The organism is Aquabacter sp. L1I39 (assembly GCF_017742835.1).
Classification (GTDB): Bacteria; Pseudomonadota; Alphaproteobacteria; order Rhizobiales; family Xanthobacteraceae; genus L1I39.
Genome location: NZ_CP072392.1, coordinates 4,835,944 through 4,849,960, shown reverse-complemented (window position 1 = coordinate 4,849,960; position 14,017 = coordinate 4,835,944). Strand labels below are relative to the sequence as shown.

The 14,017-nt window shown below is 66.0% G+C and carries 15 protein-coding genes; 5 read left to right on the top strand and 10 right to left on the bottom strand.

The window, feature by feature from the left end:
• Positions 1 to 5: 5 nt before the first annotated feature.
• The 3 genes from J5J86_RS21980 to J5J86_RS21970 all read right to left on the bottom strand — a co-directional run bounded on the left by J5J86_RS21980 (position 6) and on the right by J5J86_RS21970 (position 1,894).
• Positions 6 to 236: a DUF2158 domain-containing protein gene (locus tag J5J86_RS21980; RefSeq protein WP_209102142.1), complete on the bottom strand. Its 231-nt coding sequence runs from the start codon at positions 234 to 236 to the stop codon at positions 6 to 8.
• A gap of 116 nt (positions 237 to 352) precedes the next feature.
• Entirely contained in the window at positions 353 to 1,237 is an 885-nt protein-coding gene (gene hemF, locus J5J86_RS21975; protein WP_209102134.1) for an oxygen-dependent coproporphyrinogen oxidase, read from the bottom strand.
• 183 nt (positions 1,238 to 1,420) lie between these two features.
• A complete protein-coding gene (locus J5J86_RS21970) occupies positions 1,421 to 1,894 on the bottom strand; it encodes a tRNA (cytidine(34)-2'-O)-methyltransferase (protein WP_209102133.1) in 474 nt (157 codons plus the stop codon).
• 563 nt (positions 1,895 to 2,457) lie between these two features.
• Here J5J86_RS21970 and petA point away from each other — a divergent pair.
• From petA to J5J86_RS21955, 3 genes are read left to right on the top strand one after another with little or no spacing between them, the layout of a single operon-like run.
• Positions 2,458 to 2,982 carry a ubiquinol-cytochrome c reductase iron-sulfur subunit gene (gene petA, locus J5J86_RS21965; RefSeq protein WP_209102131.1) on the top strand — a complete coding sequence of 175 codons (525 nt, stop codon included), beginning with the start codon at positions 2,458 to 2,460 and terminating at the stop codon, positions 2,980 to 2,982.
• Between the two features lie 33 nt (positions 2,983 to 3,015).
• Positions 3,016 to 4,287, top strand: a complete 1,272-nt coding sequence (locus tag J5J86_RS21960; protein ID WP_209102129.1) for a cytochrome b — start codon at positions 3,016 to 3,018, stop codon at positions 4,285 to 4,287.
• Positions 4,288 to 4,305: 18 nt separating this feature from the next.
• A complete protein-coding gene (locus tag J5J86_RS21955) occupies positions 4,306 to 5,142 on the top strand; it encodes a cytochrome c1 (protein ID WP_209102127.1) in 837 nt (278 codons plus the stop codon).
• Between the two features lie 59 nt (positions 5,143 to 5,201).
• Here the strand turns inward: J5J86_RS21955 and J5J86_RS21950 are convergent, their stop codons facing one another.
• Together J5J86_RS21950 and J5J86_RS21945 are read right to left on the bottom strand one after the other, a co-directional pair.
• On the bottom strand, positions 5,202 to 5,909 hold the full coding sequence (locus J5J86_RS21950; RefSeq protein WP_209102125.1) for a cytochrome c biogenesis CcdA family protein: 708 nt from the start codon (positions 5,907 to 5,909) through the stop codon (positions 5,202 to 5,204).
• A 9-nt stretch (positions 5,910 to 5,918) separates the two neighbouring features.
• Entirely contained in the window at positions 5,919 to 6,311 is a 393-nt protein-coding gene (locus J5J86_RS21945) for a thioredoxin family protein (protein WP_209102123.1), read from the bottom strand.
• Positions 6,312 to 6,593: 282 nt separating this feature from the next.
• Here J5J86_RS21945 and J5J86_RS21940 point away from each other — a divergent pair, with 282 nt between their 5' ends.
• Complete coding sequence (locus J5J86_RS21940) at positions 6,594 to 7,139, top strand: adenine phosphoribosyltransferase (protein WP_209102121.1); 546 nt, start codon at positions 6,594 to 6,596, stop codon at positions 7,137 to 7,139.
• A gap of 71 nt (positions 7,140 to 7,210) precedes the next feature.
• Here the strand turns inward: J5J86_RS21940 and J5J86_RS21935 are convergent, their stop codons facing one another.
• A complete protein-coding gene (locus J5J86_RS21935) occupies positions 7,211 to 8,881 on the bottom strand; it encodes an electron transfer flavoprotein-ubiquinone oxidoreductase (protein ID WP_209102120.1) in 1,671 nt (556 codons plus the stop codon).
• Between the two features lie 162 nt (positions 8,882 to 9,043).
• Here J5J86_RS21935 and J5J86_RS21930 point away from each other — a divergent pair, with 162 nt between their 5' ends.
• On the top strand, positions 9,044 to 9,925 hold the full coding sequence (locus J5J86_RS21930; RefSeq protein WP_209105496.1) for a uracil-DNA glycosylase: 882 nt from the start codon (positions 9,044 to 9,046) through the stop codon (positions 9,923 to 9,925).
• 6 nt (positions 9,926 to 9,931) lie between these two features.
• Here J5J86_RS21930 and J5J86_RS21925 read toward each other — a convergent pair whose 3' ends face one another.
• The 4 genes from J5J86_RS21925 to hyi all read right to left on the bottom strand — a co-directional run bounded on the left by J5J86_RS21925 (position 9,932) and on the right by hyi (position 13,928).
• Entirely contained in the window at positions 9,932 to 10,438 is a 507-nt protein-coding gene (locus J5J86_RS21925; RefSeq protein WP_209102119.1) for a CYTH domain-containing protein, read from the bottom strand.
• 145 nt (positions 10,439 to 10,583) lie between these two features.
• Entirely contained in the window at positions 10,584 to 12,044 is a 1,461-nt protein-coding gene (gene pyk, locus J5J86_RS21920) for a pyruvate kinase (RefSeq protein ID WP_209102118.1), read from the bottom strand.
• Positions 12,045 to 12,180: 136 nt separating this feature from the next.
• Positions 12,181 to 13,059 (bottom strand): 2-hydroxy-3-oxopropionate reductase, encoded by an 879-nt coding sequence (locus J5J86_RS21915; RefSeq protein WP_209102117.1) that lies wholly within the window; start codon positions 13,057 to 13,059, stop codon positions 12,181 to 12,183.
• A gap of 95 nt (positions 13,060 to 13,154) precedes the next feature.
• The gene (gene hyi / locus J5J86_RS21910) at positions 13,155 to 13,928 is read right to left on the bottom strand and encodes a hydroxypyruvate isomerase (RefSeq protein ID WP_209102116.1); all 774 of its coding nucleotides are present in this window, start codon (positions 13,926 to 13,928) and stop codon (positions 13,155 to 13,157) included.
• Positions 13,929 to 14,017 lie beyond the last annotated feature (89 nt).

The window sequence follows — 14,017 nt, the reverse complement described above, 5'->3', positions numbered from 1 at the left end:
GTCCCTCAGTCTTTGTCGGCTTCTTCTTCCTCGTCCTCGTCCTCGTCATCCTCGTCGAGTTCGAACTCCTCGACTTCCAGTTCGTCAAGCGCCACGAGGGGGAGCGACTGGGACCGGAATTCCCCGGCCTCCTCGGAGAACCACACCACTTCGACCTTTTCCCCCTCGACCGCCACGACGGTCAGGGCCGGGCTGCCGGATTTCAACTGGACGATTTCACCGGGGGCGATAGCCATGGAAGCAACTCCGCTGCGATGCCCATGCGATAGCGGGCTTCCATGACACTGCGATCACACAAGGCGCGCCCTGGCCCTGGCCATGGGTGCGGATCCGCGGCGGCGGGCGGCCCCTGTCAGGGCCATTTCACCAGGGGCGGCATGGAGGATAGGATGGAGGCGATGTTGCCGCCCGTCTTCAGGCCGAAAATGGTGCCGCGGTCATAGAGCAGGTTGAACTCCACATAGCGCCCGCGCCGCACCAATTGCTCCTCGCGATCCGCCTCGGTCCAAGGTATCGAGACGTTCGCGCGCACCAAGGCAGGGTAGATGTCGAGAAAGGCACGGCCCACATCCTGGGTGAAAGCGAAATCCGCATCGAACGACCCGCTATCGAGCCAATCATAGAAGATGCCGCCAATACCGCGCGCCTCGTTGCGGTGCTTGAGGAAGAAATATTCGTCGCACCAGGCCTTCAGGCGCGGGTAATCGGCCACCTCATGTCCGGCACAGGCCCCTTCCATAGCCGCGTGGAAGGCGCGCGTGTCCGGATCATCCTGGGTGCGGCGCCGGTCGAGCACGGGGGTGAGGTCGGCCCCGCCGCCGAACCAGGACTTCGTCGTCACCACGAATCGCGTGTTCATGTGCACGGCGGGCACATGAGGATTGGTCATGTGGGCGATGAGTGAGATGCCGGACGCCCAGAAGCGCGGATCTTCCGACGCGCCGGGAATCTGGGCACGAAACTCCGGCGCGAACTCGCCATACACCGTGGAGGTATGGACGCCCACCTTTTCAAACAGACGGCCATGCATCATGGCCATGGTGCCGCCTCCCCCCGGCGCGCCCGAATGGTCGGTGCGGGACCAGGGGGTGCGCAAGAAGGAAGAGGGGGCGGCTGGATAAAGGTCAGCGGGTGCCTCCTGCTCAAGCGCTTCGAAGGCGGCAATGATCCGGCCCTGCAATTCCTCGAACCAGGCACGGGCTCGGGCTTTGCGATCTTCGATATCGGGCGGCAGCATGGGGGCTCCTGGCGATCTCCTGGCGTCGTGGACGGCGGGCGTCCGGTACGACCTGTCTATCAAACTTCTCGCTCGTTGCCCGAGCACGTGCGTCGGGAACCTGCCAATCTTGGGCGCGCCCGCCGCGTGCGGCCAGCGCCTCACCGGTGGTCGCCAGACCGCTTCGAGCGGGACGGGCGAGCCTCAGGGGCTGGCGGGGAGAGGGGGGAAGGCGTCCGTCTGGCGCAGTCCCTCGGCCAATGCGATGCCGGCGGAGACAGCCACATTCAAGGAGCGCATGCCGGGCCGCAGGGGAATCACCAGGCGCGCATCGGCACAGGCATGCACCGCATCCGGAACGCCCGCCGATTCGCGACCGAACAGCAGCACGTCATCCGGCTGGAAGCGGAACGTGGCGTAAGAGGAGGCGCCCCGCGTGGTGAAGAGCACGAGCCGCCGCCCTTCGCTTCGCCGCCACCCGTTGAATGCCTCGAAGGAGGGGTGCCGCACCCACTCGACCGCGTCCACATAGTCCATGCCCGCGCGCCGGAAGGCGGCGTTGCCCACCGGAAAGCCTGCCGGCTCGACGATGTGCACGGGCACGCCGAAGCACGCACCGGTCCTGAGGCAGGTGCCGGCATTCTGAGCGATGTCGGGACAATAAAGAGCAAGGATCATGGCTGTCCCTTCTTTTGTTCCGGAACGTCCATGGCTCCGGAGGGGCGCCGGGAGCTGGCCAGGGACAAGGAGGAGGGAAGGGAGGGGCAAAGTCGCGCCATGAGGCGACAGACGCCAGCACCGATCAAAAATCAAGCGGGTGCCGGACAAAGCGCAGGGAGGCGCGGGACCTGCACACCGGCAGTCCGGGGCGCCGTCGGGGGCGAGAATATGATGCGCCGGCACTCGTCCTGGCGCACGTCTTTGGACCGCTTCTTCGCTTTGCCGGAGGTGCCGGATGGCGCCGCGGAATGCCGCTGCGCGATTGTGTGCAGCGCACCATTCCCGCACCTGCGTCAAAGCCGCGCATTTGCTGGCGTCGGACGGGACGGCGTGCCGCACAGTCCTGATCTGGACAAGGAAAAAAGAGGGTGCAATTAGAGACACTAGAAGGTGGCGCTGGGCGTCATGCGGAGCTGTTGCACTCGGCCTCTCGCCGCGCGCTGACCGGGGCAATCGGCGTGAGCTGCCCCAAAATTCGCTGCGCGGCAGGGTCCGAGGGTCGGACAGGGAGGAAAAGCACCGTGGCACATACGGAGACGACGGGAACCAACCGCCGGGACTTCCTCTACATCGCGACCGGCGCCGTGGGCGCCGTCGGTGTGGCGGGAATGGTCTGGCCCTTCATCGCCCAGCTCCAGCCCGACCGTTCGGTGCTCGCTCTCTCGACCACGGAAGTCGATCTTTCCCCCATCTCTGAAGGCCAGATCGTAACCGTGCAGTGGCGCGGCAAGCCGATCTTCATCTTCAATCGTGCAGCCAAGGATGTGGAACTGGCGCGCGCGGTGCCGCTGAGCCAGCTCATCGATCCCCAGACCGACCAGGACCGGGTGAAGGCTGGCCATGACAATTGGCTGGTGGTCGTGGGCATCTGCACGCATCTGGGCTGCGTTCCGCTCGGCCACCAGGGCAATTATGACGGCTGGTTCTGCCCTTGCCACGGTTCCCAATACGACTCGTCCGGCCGCGTGCGCGTCGGGCCGGCGCCGCTCAACCTGCCGGTTCCGCCCTATCAGTTCCTCTCCGACACCAAGATCGTGATCGGCTGACGCCGCGTCGCCCCCAACAAAGGTTGGCTCCCCATGGAAGGACATTCCACCTACCAGCCCAAGGGCAAGGTGGCGCGCTGGTTTGAAAGCCGCCTGCCGCTCATTGGGCTCGCCCATTCCTCCGCCGTCGCCTATCCGACCCCCAAGAACCTCAATTATATGTGGACGTTCGGGGCCATCCTGACGTTCATGCTGATCTGCCAGATCGTGTCCGGCGTGGTCCTTGCCATGCACTACACGGCCTATGCGCCGATCTCATTTGCCCGGGTCGAGCACATCATGCGCGACGTGGATTTCGGATGGCTCATCCGCTACATCCACGCCAACGGCGCCTCCATGTTCTTCGTCGCCGTCTACATCCATATCTTCCGCGGCCTGTATTACGGCTCCTACAAGGCGCCCCGCGAAGTGCTGTGGATCCTCGGCGTCATCATCTACCTGCTGATGATGGCCACGGCCTTCATGGGCTATGTGCTTCCCTGGGGCCAGATGTCCTATTGGGGCGCCACCGTCATCACTAACCTGTTCTCCGCCATTCCCTGGATCGGCGAAACCATCGTGCAGTGGCTGTGGGGCGGCTATTCGGTGGGTGATCCCACGCTGAACCGCTTCTTCGCCCTGCATTACCTGCTGCCCTTCATGATCGCGGGCGTGGTCGGCCTGCATATCTGGGCACTGCATCATGTGGGTCAGAACAACCCGGCGGGTGTGGATGTGAAGAGCGTCGCCAAGGACACGGTGCCCTTCACGCCCTATGCGACGGTCAAGGACATCTTCGCCACGGTGGTGTTCCTGATCTTCTTCGCCTGGTTCATCTTCTACATTCCCAATTATCTCGGCCACTCCGACAACTACATCCCGGCCAATCCGCTCTCGACCCCTGCGCACATCGTGCCGGAATGGTACTTCCTGCCCTTCTATGCGATCCTGCGTTCGGTGCCGGACAAGCTCGGCGGGGTGCTGGCCATGTTCGGCGCCATTGCGGTGCTGGCCTTCCTGCCTTGGCTTGACACCTCCAAGGTACGCTCGGCCCGCTATCGTCCGCTCTATCGCCAGTTCTTCTGGATCTTCGTGGTGGTGTCGGTGGGGCTCGGCTATCTGGGTTCCCAGCCGGCCGAAGGCGGCTACGTGATCGCCTCTCGCATTCTAACCGTCTACTATTTCGTCCACTTCCTCGTGATCCTCCCGCTGCTCGGCCTGTTCGAGAAGCCGAAGCCGCTGCCGGCCTCCATCGCCGATGCGGTTCTCGCCAAGGGTGGGGCGACCGTCGTGGCCGGGGCCTCCGCCCCCCACACCAAGGGCTGATCGGGAGCGCACAGAGCAATGATCAAGCGCAGCATTCTCTTCGGCGCGGTCGCGGCGGCCCTCCTGTTCGGGGCCCCCGCCCGGGCGGCGGAGGGCGGGCATGATGACCGCCCCCACCGCGAATCCTGGTCGTTCGCCGGGCCCTTCGGCCTGTACGACACGGCGCAGCTTCAGCGTGGCTTCAAGGTGTTCCGCGAAGTTTGCGCCGCCTGCCACTCGGCCAATTACCTCTATTTCCGCAATCTCGCCCAGCCCGGCGGCCCCTCCTTCTCGGAGGCGCAGGCCAAGGCGGTGGCGGCGGAATATCAGATCACGGACGGACCGAACGACCAGGGCGACATGTTCCAGCGCCCGGGCCGTCTGTCAGACCATTGGCCTTCGCCCTTCCCCAATGATCAGGCCGCGCGCGCGGCCAATGGTGGGGCCTATCCGCCGGACTTCTCGGTGCTCGCCAAGGCCCGCTCCTACCATGTGGGTTTCCCCGGCTTCATCACCGACGCCTTCATCCAGTATCAGGAGCACGGCGTGGACTATATCCACGCACTGCTGAACGGCTATGTGGAGCCGCCGGAGGGCACCACCGTGCAGCCGGGCCTGCACTACAACAAGTATTTCCCCGGCCACCAGATCGCCATGCCCAAGCCCTTGAGCGACGGGCAGGTGGAATATACGGACGGCACGCCCCAGACGGTGGACCAGTATTCCCGTGATGTGTCTGCCTTCATGATGTGGATGGCCGAGCCGCACCTTGATGCGCGCAAGCGCATGGGCTTCCAGGTCATGATCTTCCTGGTGGTCCTGGCGGGGCTGCTCTATTTCACCAAGAAGAAAATCTGGAAGGACGTGGCGCACTGAGCGCCTGTCATTGCCGACCTGAAACAGGCCCCTCGCGGGGCCTGTTTTCGTTTGCGGGCTCACACGCGCGTGGCCAAGGTCACGAACCAGTTGGGAAGCGCTTGCACGATGGCGCCCTCGATCACCTTGTCACCGCCGGTGAGGATCAGGAGGGCCACAAGGCTCAGCGCGAAGCCGAATATCCGCCGGGACGTGGACGAGATGCCCGCCACCCGCGACTTCCCCGCACCGGTGAGATGGCGCATGCCGTAGCCGGCGGCCAGAAGCGAAACGCCGGCGCCGAACCCGAAGACCGCCATGGAGAGGGTCGCGGCCAGACGCGTGCCTTCCGCGGCCGCCAGAACGAAAGCCGCCCCCAGCGTCGGCCCGATGCACGGTGCCCAGGCTAGCCCCAGCAGCGCGCCTGTGCCGAACTGGCCAACAAGGCCGGGCGGAAGGCGACCTGAGAGGCGGCTGGCGAGGCCGGCCATCGGCTCGGCCAGGGCCGAAAGGCGTGCGCCGAGGGCCGGCACCAGCAAGGCAAGGCCGGTGCCGAGCAGAAGCAGGGCCGCCGTAGCCCGCAGCGGCCACCATTCTCCGAACTCGATTCCCGCGCTTGCCAGAACCGTGCCGCTGATGGCGAAGCTCAGCGCCAAGCCCAGCGCGAGGGCTGCAGGGCCGAGCCGGTTGGACGCCGCCGCTCCGGCAATGATCACCGGTACCAGCGGCAGCACGCAGGGATTGAGGATGGTGAGCAGCCCCGCCAGAAGGCTCAGCACGATGAACATAGCGCGGCCTCAGGCGGCGGTATCCAGCACTTTCTGCACGGCATCCTGCGTCACGCCCCAGGACATGCGGCCGGTCTCACGCCCGCCCTTGTAGGCGATGAGGGTGGAGCGGGGCACGTCGAGCTTGGCCACCACGTCCTTCTGCTGGTCATAGGACACTCGGAAGAAGGTGGCATTGGCATAGCGGGGCTCGGCCATGAGGCGTTCCAAGATGCCTTCCTGTGCCCGGCATTGGAGGCACCAGGGCGCATAGACATGCACGAAGACCGGCCCACCGGCTTTGGTGGCGGCCGCGAAGGCGGCCGGCGTGTAGGGCTGGAACGTCGCTGCGTGTGCGGGGATCGCGCCTGCGAGGGGCGCGGCAAATGCCGCCAGGGCGAAGACGCGTCGGGTGAGAAACATGGCATTCTCCGGTCTTGCCGACGAGGGGATGGCCTCACGTCGCGTGCTGCCTGTCCGCTGTTACGGCGCGGGGAGAATCGCGGATCAGGGGAGGGGCGCGTCGGAAGGCGGCTCCCTCTTCACGATGGCGGGAAGCCGATCCGCCGCCAGCGGATTCGTCGCGGTCCGCATTGAACCGGCGGGGATGCCCCGCGCATATTGGCCGCTGCCGTGATCCCAAGGACGCGGATCCGGCGCTCGGCCCGACAGGGTCGCCTTCGCCAAGACCATGAGACGGGCCACATGAGCGATTTCAAGAGCTTCGACCTCTCCGCCGCCATCCGCACCATTCCCGATTATCCCAAACCCGGCATCCTGTTCCGGGACATCACCACCCTGCTCGGCGATGCCCGGGCCTTCCGGCGGGCCATTGATGAACTGGTCCAGCCCTGGGCGGGGGCGAAGATCGACAAAGTGGCCGGCATCGAGGCGCGGGGCTTCATCATTGGTGGGGCGGTGGCCCATCAGCTCTCAGCGGGGTTCGTCCCGATCCGCAAAAAGGGCAAGCTGCCCCACGAGACCGTGCGCATGGCCTATGCCCTGGAATATGGCCAGGACGAGATGGAAATGCATGTGGATGCCGTGGCGCCCGGTGAGCGCGTGATCCTCGTGGACGACCTGATCGCCACCGGCGGCACGGCGGAAGGTGCGGTGAAGCTCTTGCGTTCCATCGGCGCGAAGGTGGAGGCCGCTTGCTTCATGGTGGATCTGCCCGATCTCGGCGGCGCGGACCGCTTGCGCGCCATGGGGGTTCCGGTGCGCGCACTCCTGGCATTCCCGGGGCATTGAGCGGGCCACTCACAAACGAAAATGGCCGGGGGGAGGCCCCGGCCATTCGCACGCGCATATGAGGTGCAGCCTCACATATTGGGATAATTCGGCCCACCGCCGCCTTCCGGGGCGGTCCAGACGATGTTCTGGTTGGGGTCCTTGATGTCGCAGGTCTTGCAGTGCACGCAATTCTGCGCGTTGATCTGGAAGCGGGGGCCGGAGGCCTCCTCCACCCATTCATAGACGCCCGCCGGGCAATAGCGGTTGGACGGTCCGGCAAACACGTCGTGCTCGGACGCCTTCTGCAGCGCCATGTCCTTCACCTTGAGATGGACCGGCTGGTCCTCCTCATGATTGGTGTTGGAGATGAACACCGAGGACAGCTTGTCGAAGGTCAGTACGCCATCGGGCTTGGGATAGGCGATGGGCTTGCATTCGGAGGCCGGCTTCAGGGACGCCGCGTCGGTCTTGCCATGTCCGAGCGTGCCGAACAGCGAGAAGCCCAGCGTGTTGGTCCACATGTCGACGGCGCCGAGGCCGATGCCGATGAAGGTGCCGTATTTGGACCAGAGCGGCTTCACGTTGCGCACCTTGCGCAGGTCCTCGCCGATGGCGGAATGGCGCCAGGCGCCCTCGAAGCTGGCCAGTTCGTCATGGCCGCGCCCTTCGGCGAGGGCCGGCACCAGATGCTCGGCGGCCAGCGCACCGGAGAGCACCGCATTGTGGCTGCCCTTGATGCGCGGCACGTTCACAAAGCCGGCGCCGCAGCCCACCAGCACTCCGCCCGGGAAGGACAGCTTGGGTACGCTCTGATAGCCGCCCTCGGTGATTGCGCGGGCGCCATAGGAGATGCGCCTGGCGCCCTCGAACGTGTCAGCGAAGAAGGGGTGGGTCTTGAAGCGCTGGAACTCATCGAAAGGCGAGAGATAGGGGTTCTGGTAGTTGAGGTGGACCACGAAGCCCACCATCACCTGCTCATCCTCCATGTGGTAGAGGAAGGCGCCGCCGCCGGTCTTGTGGTCCAGCGGCCAGCCGAAGGCGTGCTGCACCAGGCCGGGATGGTGCTTTTCCTTCTTCACCTTCCACAACTCTTTCAGGCCGATGCCGAATTTGGGCGGCTCGCGACCGGCGTCCAGGCTGTATTTGGCGATGAGCTGCTTGGTCAGATGGCCGCGCGCGCCCTCGGCGAACACCGTGTAGCGGCCGCGCAATTCCATTCCGCGGGTGAATTCGGGCTTGGGCTCGCCCTCGCGGCCGACACCCATGTCGCCGGTGGCGATGCCCGCCACAGCGCCCTTGTCGTCATAAAGGATCTCGGAAGCGGCGAAGCCGGGATAGATCTCCACCCCCAGCGCCTCGGCCTTCTGGGCGAGCCAGCGGCACACATTGCCGAGTGAGCCGATATAATTGCCGTGATTGTTCATCAGCGGCGGCATGAGGAAATTGGGCAGGCGGACGCCGCCGCCCGCGCCGAGCAGGTAGAAGCGGTCGTCCTCCACCTGCGTCACCAGGGGCGCATCGCCTTCGGTGCGCCAGTCGGGGAAAAGCAGGTCAAGCCCAGAGGGATCGACCACCGCGCCGGAAAGGATGTGGGCGCCCACCTCGGAGCCCTTTTCCACGACGACCACGGAGACATCTTCTCCCCGTTCGCCCGCGAGCTGCTTGAGGCGGATGGCGGTGGCGAGGCCAGCTGGCCCTGCGCCAACCACCACCACGTCATAATCCATACCTTCGCGTTCCGGCAGCTCAGCTTCGCTCATCACCGCTTCCCTAGACCCGTGTTCTTCGTCTTTTGACTTTTTCCATGCTTGGACCGGGATGACAATTCGATTGACGCACTGCGATTGAAAATGGCGCCGCGCAACACGGTCGCGGGGCGGGTCCGGATGGGCTATCCTGCGCCCTCACATCACCGCGTGGCCATGACCGACTTCTCCCCCGACGATCTTGCCGATCTTCTCGCCTTCCATCTGGAGGCGGGCGTCGATGTGGCCATCGGGGAAGAGCCGGTCGATCGCTTCGCGGAAAGTGCGGCTGCGGCGCGCGCGCGGGCAGCGGCCTTCGCTGCAGGGGGGGAGCGGGGGAATGGCGCGGCTGCGCGGCCGTCCGCACAACCCGCGCGACCCGCTCCCCGCGCAGCGGCGCCCGTGGCTCCGGGCGGAATGATGGCGGCGCAGCCACCGGACGTGGCCGAGATGGCGGCGCGCGAGGCAGCGCGCTCGGCGGAAAACCTGGAGGCGCTCAGGACAATTCTGGAGGGTTTCGACGGTTGTCCGTTGAAGCGTACGGCCACGCGCCTCGTCTTCGCCGATGGCAATCCGCAGGCCCGAATCATGTTCGTGGGCGAGGCTCCGGGGCGGGACGAGGACGTGCAGGGCCTGCCATTCGTGGGCCGCTCGGGCCGTCTGCTGGATCTCATGCTGGCCGCCATCGGCCTGGATCGCACCAGCGCTTATATCGCCAATGTCATTCCCTGGCGCCCGCCGGGCAACCGCACGCCCACCCCGCAGGAAACCGCCATCTGCCTGCCCTTCATCCGCCGCCAGATCGAGCTGGCGGACCCGGACATCCTGGTGTGCCTGGGCGGCCCTTCCGCCCAGACGCTGCTCGGCACCAAGGAGGGCATCACCAAGTTGCGGGGGCAGGTGGTGTCGTACGAGACCGGACAGCGCACCATCGCGGCGCTCGCCACCTTTCATCCCGCCTATCTGCTGCGCACGCCGCTGGGCAAGCGGCTGGTGTGGCGCGATCTTCTGGCCATTGAGGCACTGCTGGCAAAGGGCGGGCACCGGGAGGGAGGCTGAGGCGGCCTATTCCGCCGAACCGCAGCAGCCGCGTTTAGGGCCGGATCCTTCCTCGCCGTTCATGGGCGCGCTAACCAGGGAGGAATTGCGGTAGCGCGGATCGTCGGTGACCTCCTCGCCCACCCAAGGGGGCAGGGGGACCTCCTCGTCCGCATGCTCCAGCTCCACCTCGGCGACCACGAGCCCCTGATTGGCGGCGGAGAAGACGTCCACCGTCCAGGTCTTGCCCGCGTGGGTGAGGGTGAAGCGTTCCTTTTCAATCAGAGGCTTGGCGCAGTGGTCGCGCAGCATGGCTTCCGCATCGGGGGCGGGGATTTCATACTCGAACTCCGCGCGGGACATGCCCTCGGTGGAGCCCTTGACGGTGATGTATCCCACTTCGCCCGCGAGGCGGATGCGGACTGTGGCATCGGCGGAGATGCACAGATAGCCCTGGCAATAGCGCTCGCCCGTCGCCCCTGCGCGCCAACCATCGTCGGTGACCAGGAATTTTCGCTCGATCTCGACGGCCATGCTGCCTTCCCGATGGGTGCGCAGCCATTGTGGCCGAAAGTGCCGCCGCGCGCCACCGCCCAAGGGGAGCAAGGTTGCCCGGCACCACCGCAAGCACTCCAATTCTGCGCCGCGCGGCCTGATGTCACGGCGGACGCGGGGCAGGTCAGGCGTCGTATTTGCTTGGCGGATCGGTGTCCCCGATGGTGGTGACGCGCAGGATATTGGTCGTACCCGGCTGTGCGAAGGGGACACCGGCGGTGATCGTCAGCCGGTCGCCCGGCTTGCCCAGGGTCTCACGCACGGCGATCCGCACCGCTGTGTCCACCATTTCGCCGAAGGAGTGGATGTCGCCGGGCGCATGCACGGCGTGCACCGCATAGCACAAGGCGAGGCGACGGGCGGTCTCGATGCGGCTGGTAATGCCCAGGATCGGCTGAGCCGGGCGCTCGCGCGCGGCTCGCAGGCCGGTGGTGCCGGAGAGCGTATAAGCGACGATGGCCTTCGCGTTGACGGCGGTTGCGGTCTGCGTCGCGGCGCGGATCACCGCATCGCCGATGCCGTCGTCGCCGGCGGGCGGGGGCATGGCGTCGAGCACGCGGCGATAGCCGGGATCGCCTTCCACATGGCGGATGATGTCATCCATGAAGACCACCGCCTCGCGGGGATACTGCCCCGCCGCGCTTTCCGCCGAGAGCATCACCGCATCCGCCCCCTCATAGACGGCTGTGGCGACGTCCGACACCTCCGCGCGGGTGGGGACGGGGGCGGTGATCATGCTTTCCAGCATCTGTGTGGCGACGATGACCGGCCGGCCGAAGCGGCGAGATTCGGCGATCATGCGCTTTTGGATGGCCGGCACTTCCGGCAGCGACAGCTCGACGCCGAGATCCCCGCGCGCCACCATGATGGCGTCCGACAGGCGCACCAGCTCGGTGAGGTGCTCCACTGCCGAGGGCTTTTCCATCTTCAGCATGATGGCGGCTTGGTCGCCCACCAGGGCGCGGGCCTCGTGAATGTCTTCCGGCCGCTGCACGAAGGACAAGGCGATCCATTCCACGCCCTTGGAGAGCGCAAAAGCGAGGTCGGAGCGGTCCTTCTCCGTCAGCGGCGAGAGCGGCAGCACCACGTCGGGGATGTTGAAGCCCTTGTTGTTGGACAGGCGCGTTCCGCTGATGACCTCCGCATCCAGCCAGCCGGGGCCCTTGCCCACCACTTTCAGGCGCACCTTGCCGTCGTCGCACAGCACGGTGGCGCCGAGGGTAAGGGCCTCAATGATGTCGGGATGGGGGATGGGCACCCGGTTCGCGTCGCCCAGCGTCTCCACATCCGCGTCGAAGCGCAAGATCTTGCCGGGGGCAAAGGTGATGGCATTTTCCGCGAAGCGGCCGAGGCGGAGCTTGGGGCCCTGCAAGTCGGCGATCACGCCGATGGGGCGTCCGGCTTCTGCCTCAAGGGCGCGGATGCGGGCAAGCACCGCGCCATGGTCATCCTGCGTGCCATGGCTGAAGTTCAGGCGAAACACGTCCACGCCCGCCTCGAACAGGGCCTTCAGCATTTCCGGGCTGTTGGAGGCCGGCCCCACCGTTGCGACGATCTTGGTGGAGCGGGTGCGTCTCGTGACCATGGCGTTTTCCCCAGATGTCATTCTTGCCCGGCCATTGCGGCCGGTTGCTTTATGCGTCGCGACAGATGCCGCCTCCCGATCCGGCCATTTGGCGCTGGCCGGATCGGACCTCTTGCTTAGAGCATGAGAGGCGGTGTCACGCCACGTCGTGGCCGGCCATGAGCTCCAACGCCTTCACCAGGGCGGAATGGTCCAGCTTGGCGCCGCCATGGGCGGAGACCGCGTTGAAGAGTTCCTGGGCCGTGGCGGTGTTGGGCAGGGACACGCCCAGCGCGCGGGCCGAGGACAGGGCGAGGTTCAGGTCCTTCTGGTGCAGCTCGATGCGGAAGCCCGGATCGAAGGTGCGCTTGATCATGCGCTCGCCATGCACTTCCAGGATGCGGGAGGTGGCAAGGCCGCCCATGAGCGCCTGGCGCACCTTGGCCGGGTCCGCGCCCGCCTTGGCGGCGAAGACGAGGCCCTCGGCCACTGCTTCGATGGTCAGCGCGACGATGATCTGGTTGGCGACCTTCGCGGTCTGGCCGGCGCCGACGCCGCCCACCAAGGTGATGTTCTTGCCCATCTTTTCGAACAGCGGCTTGACCGTCTCGAAGGCGGCATCTGAGCCGCCCACCATGATGGTGAGCGAAGCCGCCTTGGCCCCCACCTCACCGCCGGAGACCGGCGCGTCCAGATAGTCGGCGCCCAGCGCCGCCACCTTGGCCGCAAATTCCTTGGTGGCGACGGGCGAGATGGAGCTCATGTCCACCACGATCTTGCCGGCGGAAAGGCCCTCGGCCACGCCGTCCTTGCCGAACAGCACCTTTTCCACGTCCGGGGTATCGGGGACCATAGTGATAATGACGTCCGCCTTGCGGGCAACCTCCGCCGGCGAGCCGGCATCCACCGCGCCCTTGTCCAGGAGGTCCTGGGCGGGCTTGGAGCGGTTATGGACGAAGAGGGTGTGGCCGGCATCGATGAGATGCCCGGCCATGGGCCGGCCCATGATGCCGAGGCCGATGAAACCGACGTTCATGTGAAATCACTCCCTGAAATCTATGGGCGCGCCGCGCCCTGCGCGTCGCGGCTTTGCTTGGCGGTGGAGAACGGGGGCATTCGCCCCCGCCAGTCTCAATAGGCCTTGAGCCAGCCGAGGCCTTCGTCCGTGGTGGTCTTGGGCTTGTATTCGCAGCCCACCCAGCCGGTATAGCCGGCCTCGTCCAGCGCCTTGAGCACGAAGGGGTAATTGATCTCGCCCGTGCCCGGCTCGTGGCGGCCGGGATTATCCGCCAGCTGCACATGCTTGATGCGCGGCAGCTGGGCGCGGATGGTGGTGACCAGATCCCCTTCCATGATCTGCATGTGATAGATGTCGTACTGGAAGAAGATGTCGTCCGCGCCCACCTCGTCGAACAGGGCCATGGCCTGCTTGGTGTTGGTGAGGTGGAAGCCGGGCATGTCGCGGGTGTTGATGGCCTCGGCGACGAAGGGAATGCCGGCCTTCTTCAGCTCCGCCGCGGCGAACTTCAGGTTGGCCACCAGCGTCTCGTGGACCTTCTCAGGCGCCACGTCCTTGGGGGTGAGGCCGCAAAGCACGTTGAGCGTCTTGGTGCCCAGCACCTTGGCATAGGCGATGGCGGTGCCCACGCTGTCCTGGAACTCGCCCACGCGGTCCGGCAGCACGGCGATGCCCCGCTCGCCCTTGGCCCAGTCGCCGGCCGGCAGATTGTGCAGGGCCTGGGTGAGGCCGAATTTGTGGAGCCGCTCCGCCACCTGCTCCGCCGGATAGGCATAGGGGAAGAGATATTCCACGCCCTTGAAGCCGGCTTGTGCGGCTTTGTCGAAACGGTCGAGGAAATCGATCTCGTTCCAGAGCATGGTCAGATTGGCTGCGAACTGGGGCATTCACCTCTCCGCTGGCTGAGCCTTTGATATTGCTTGGTTTCGGTCCGCCCCCGCAGGCGCGGCCGCAAAGAGCCCTCCGGCGCGACGTG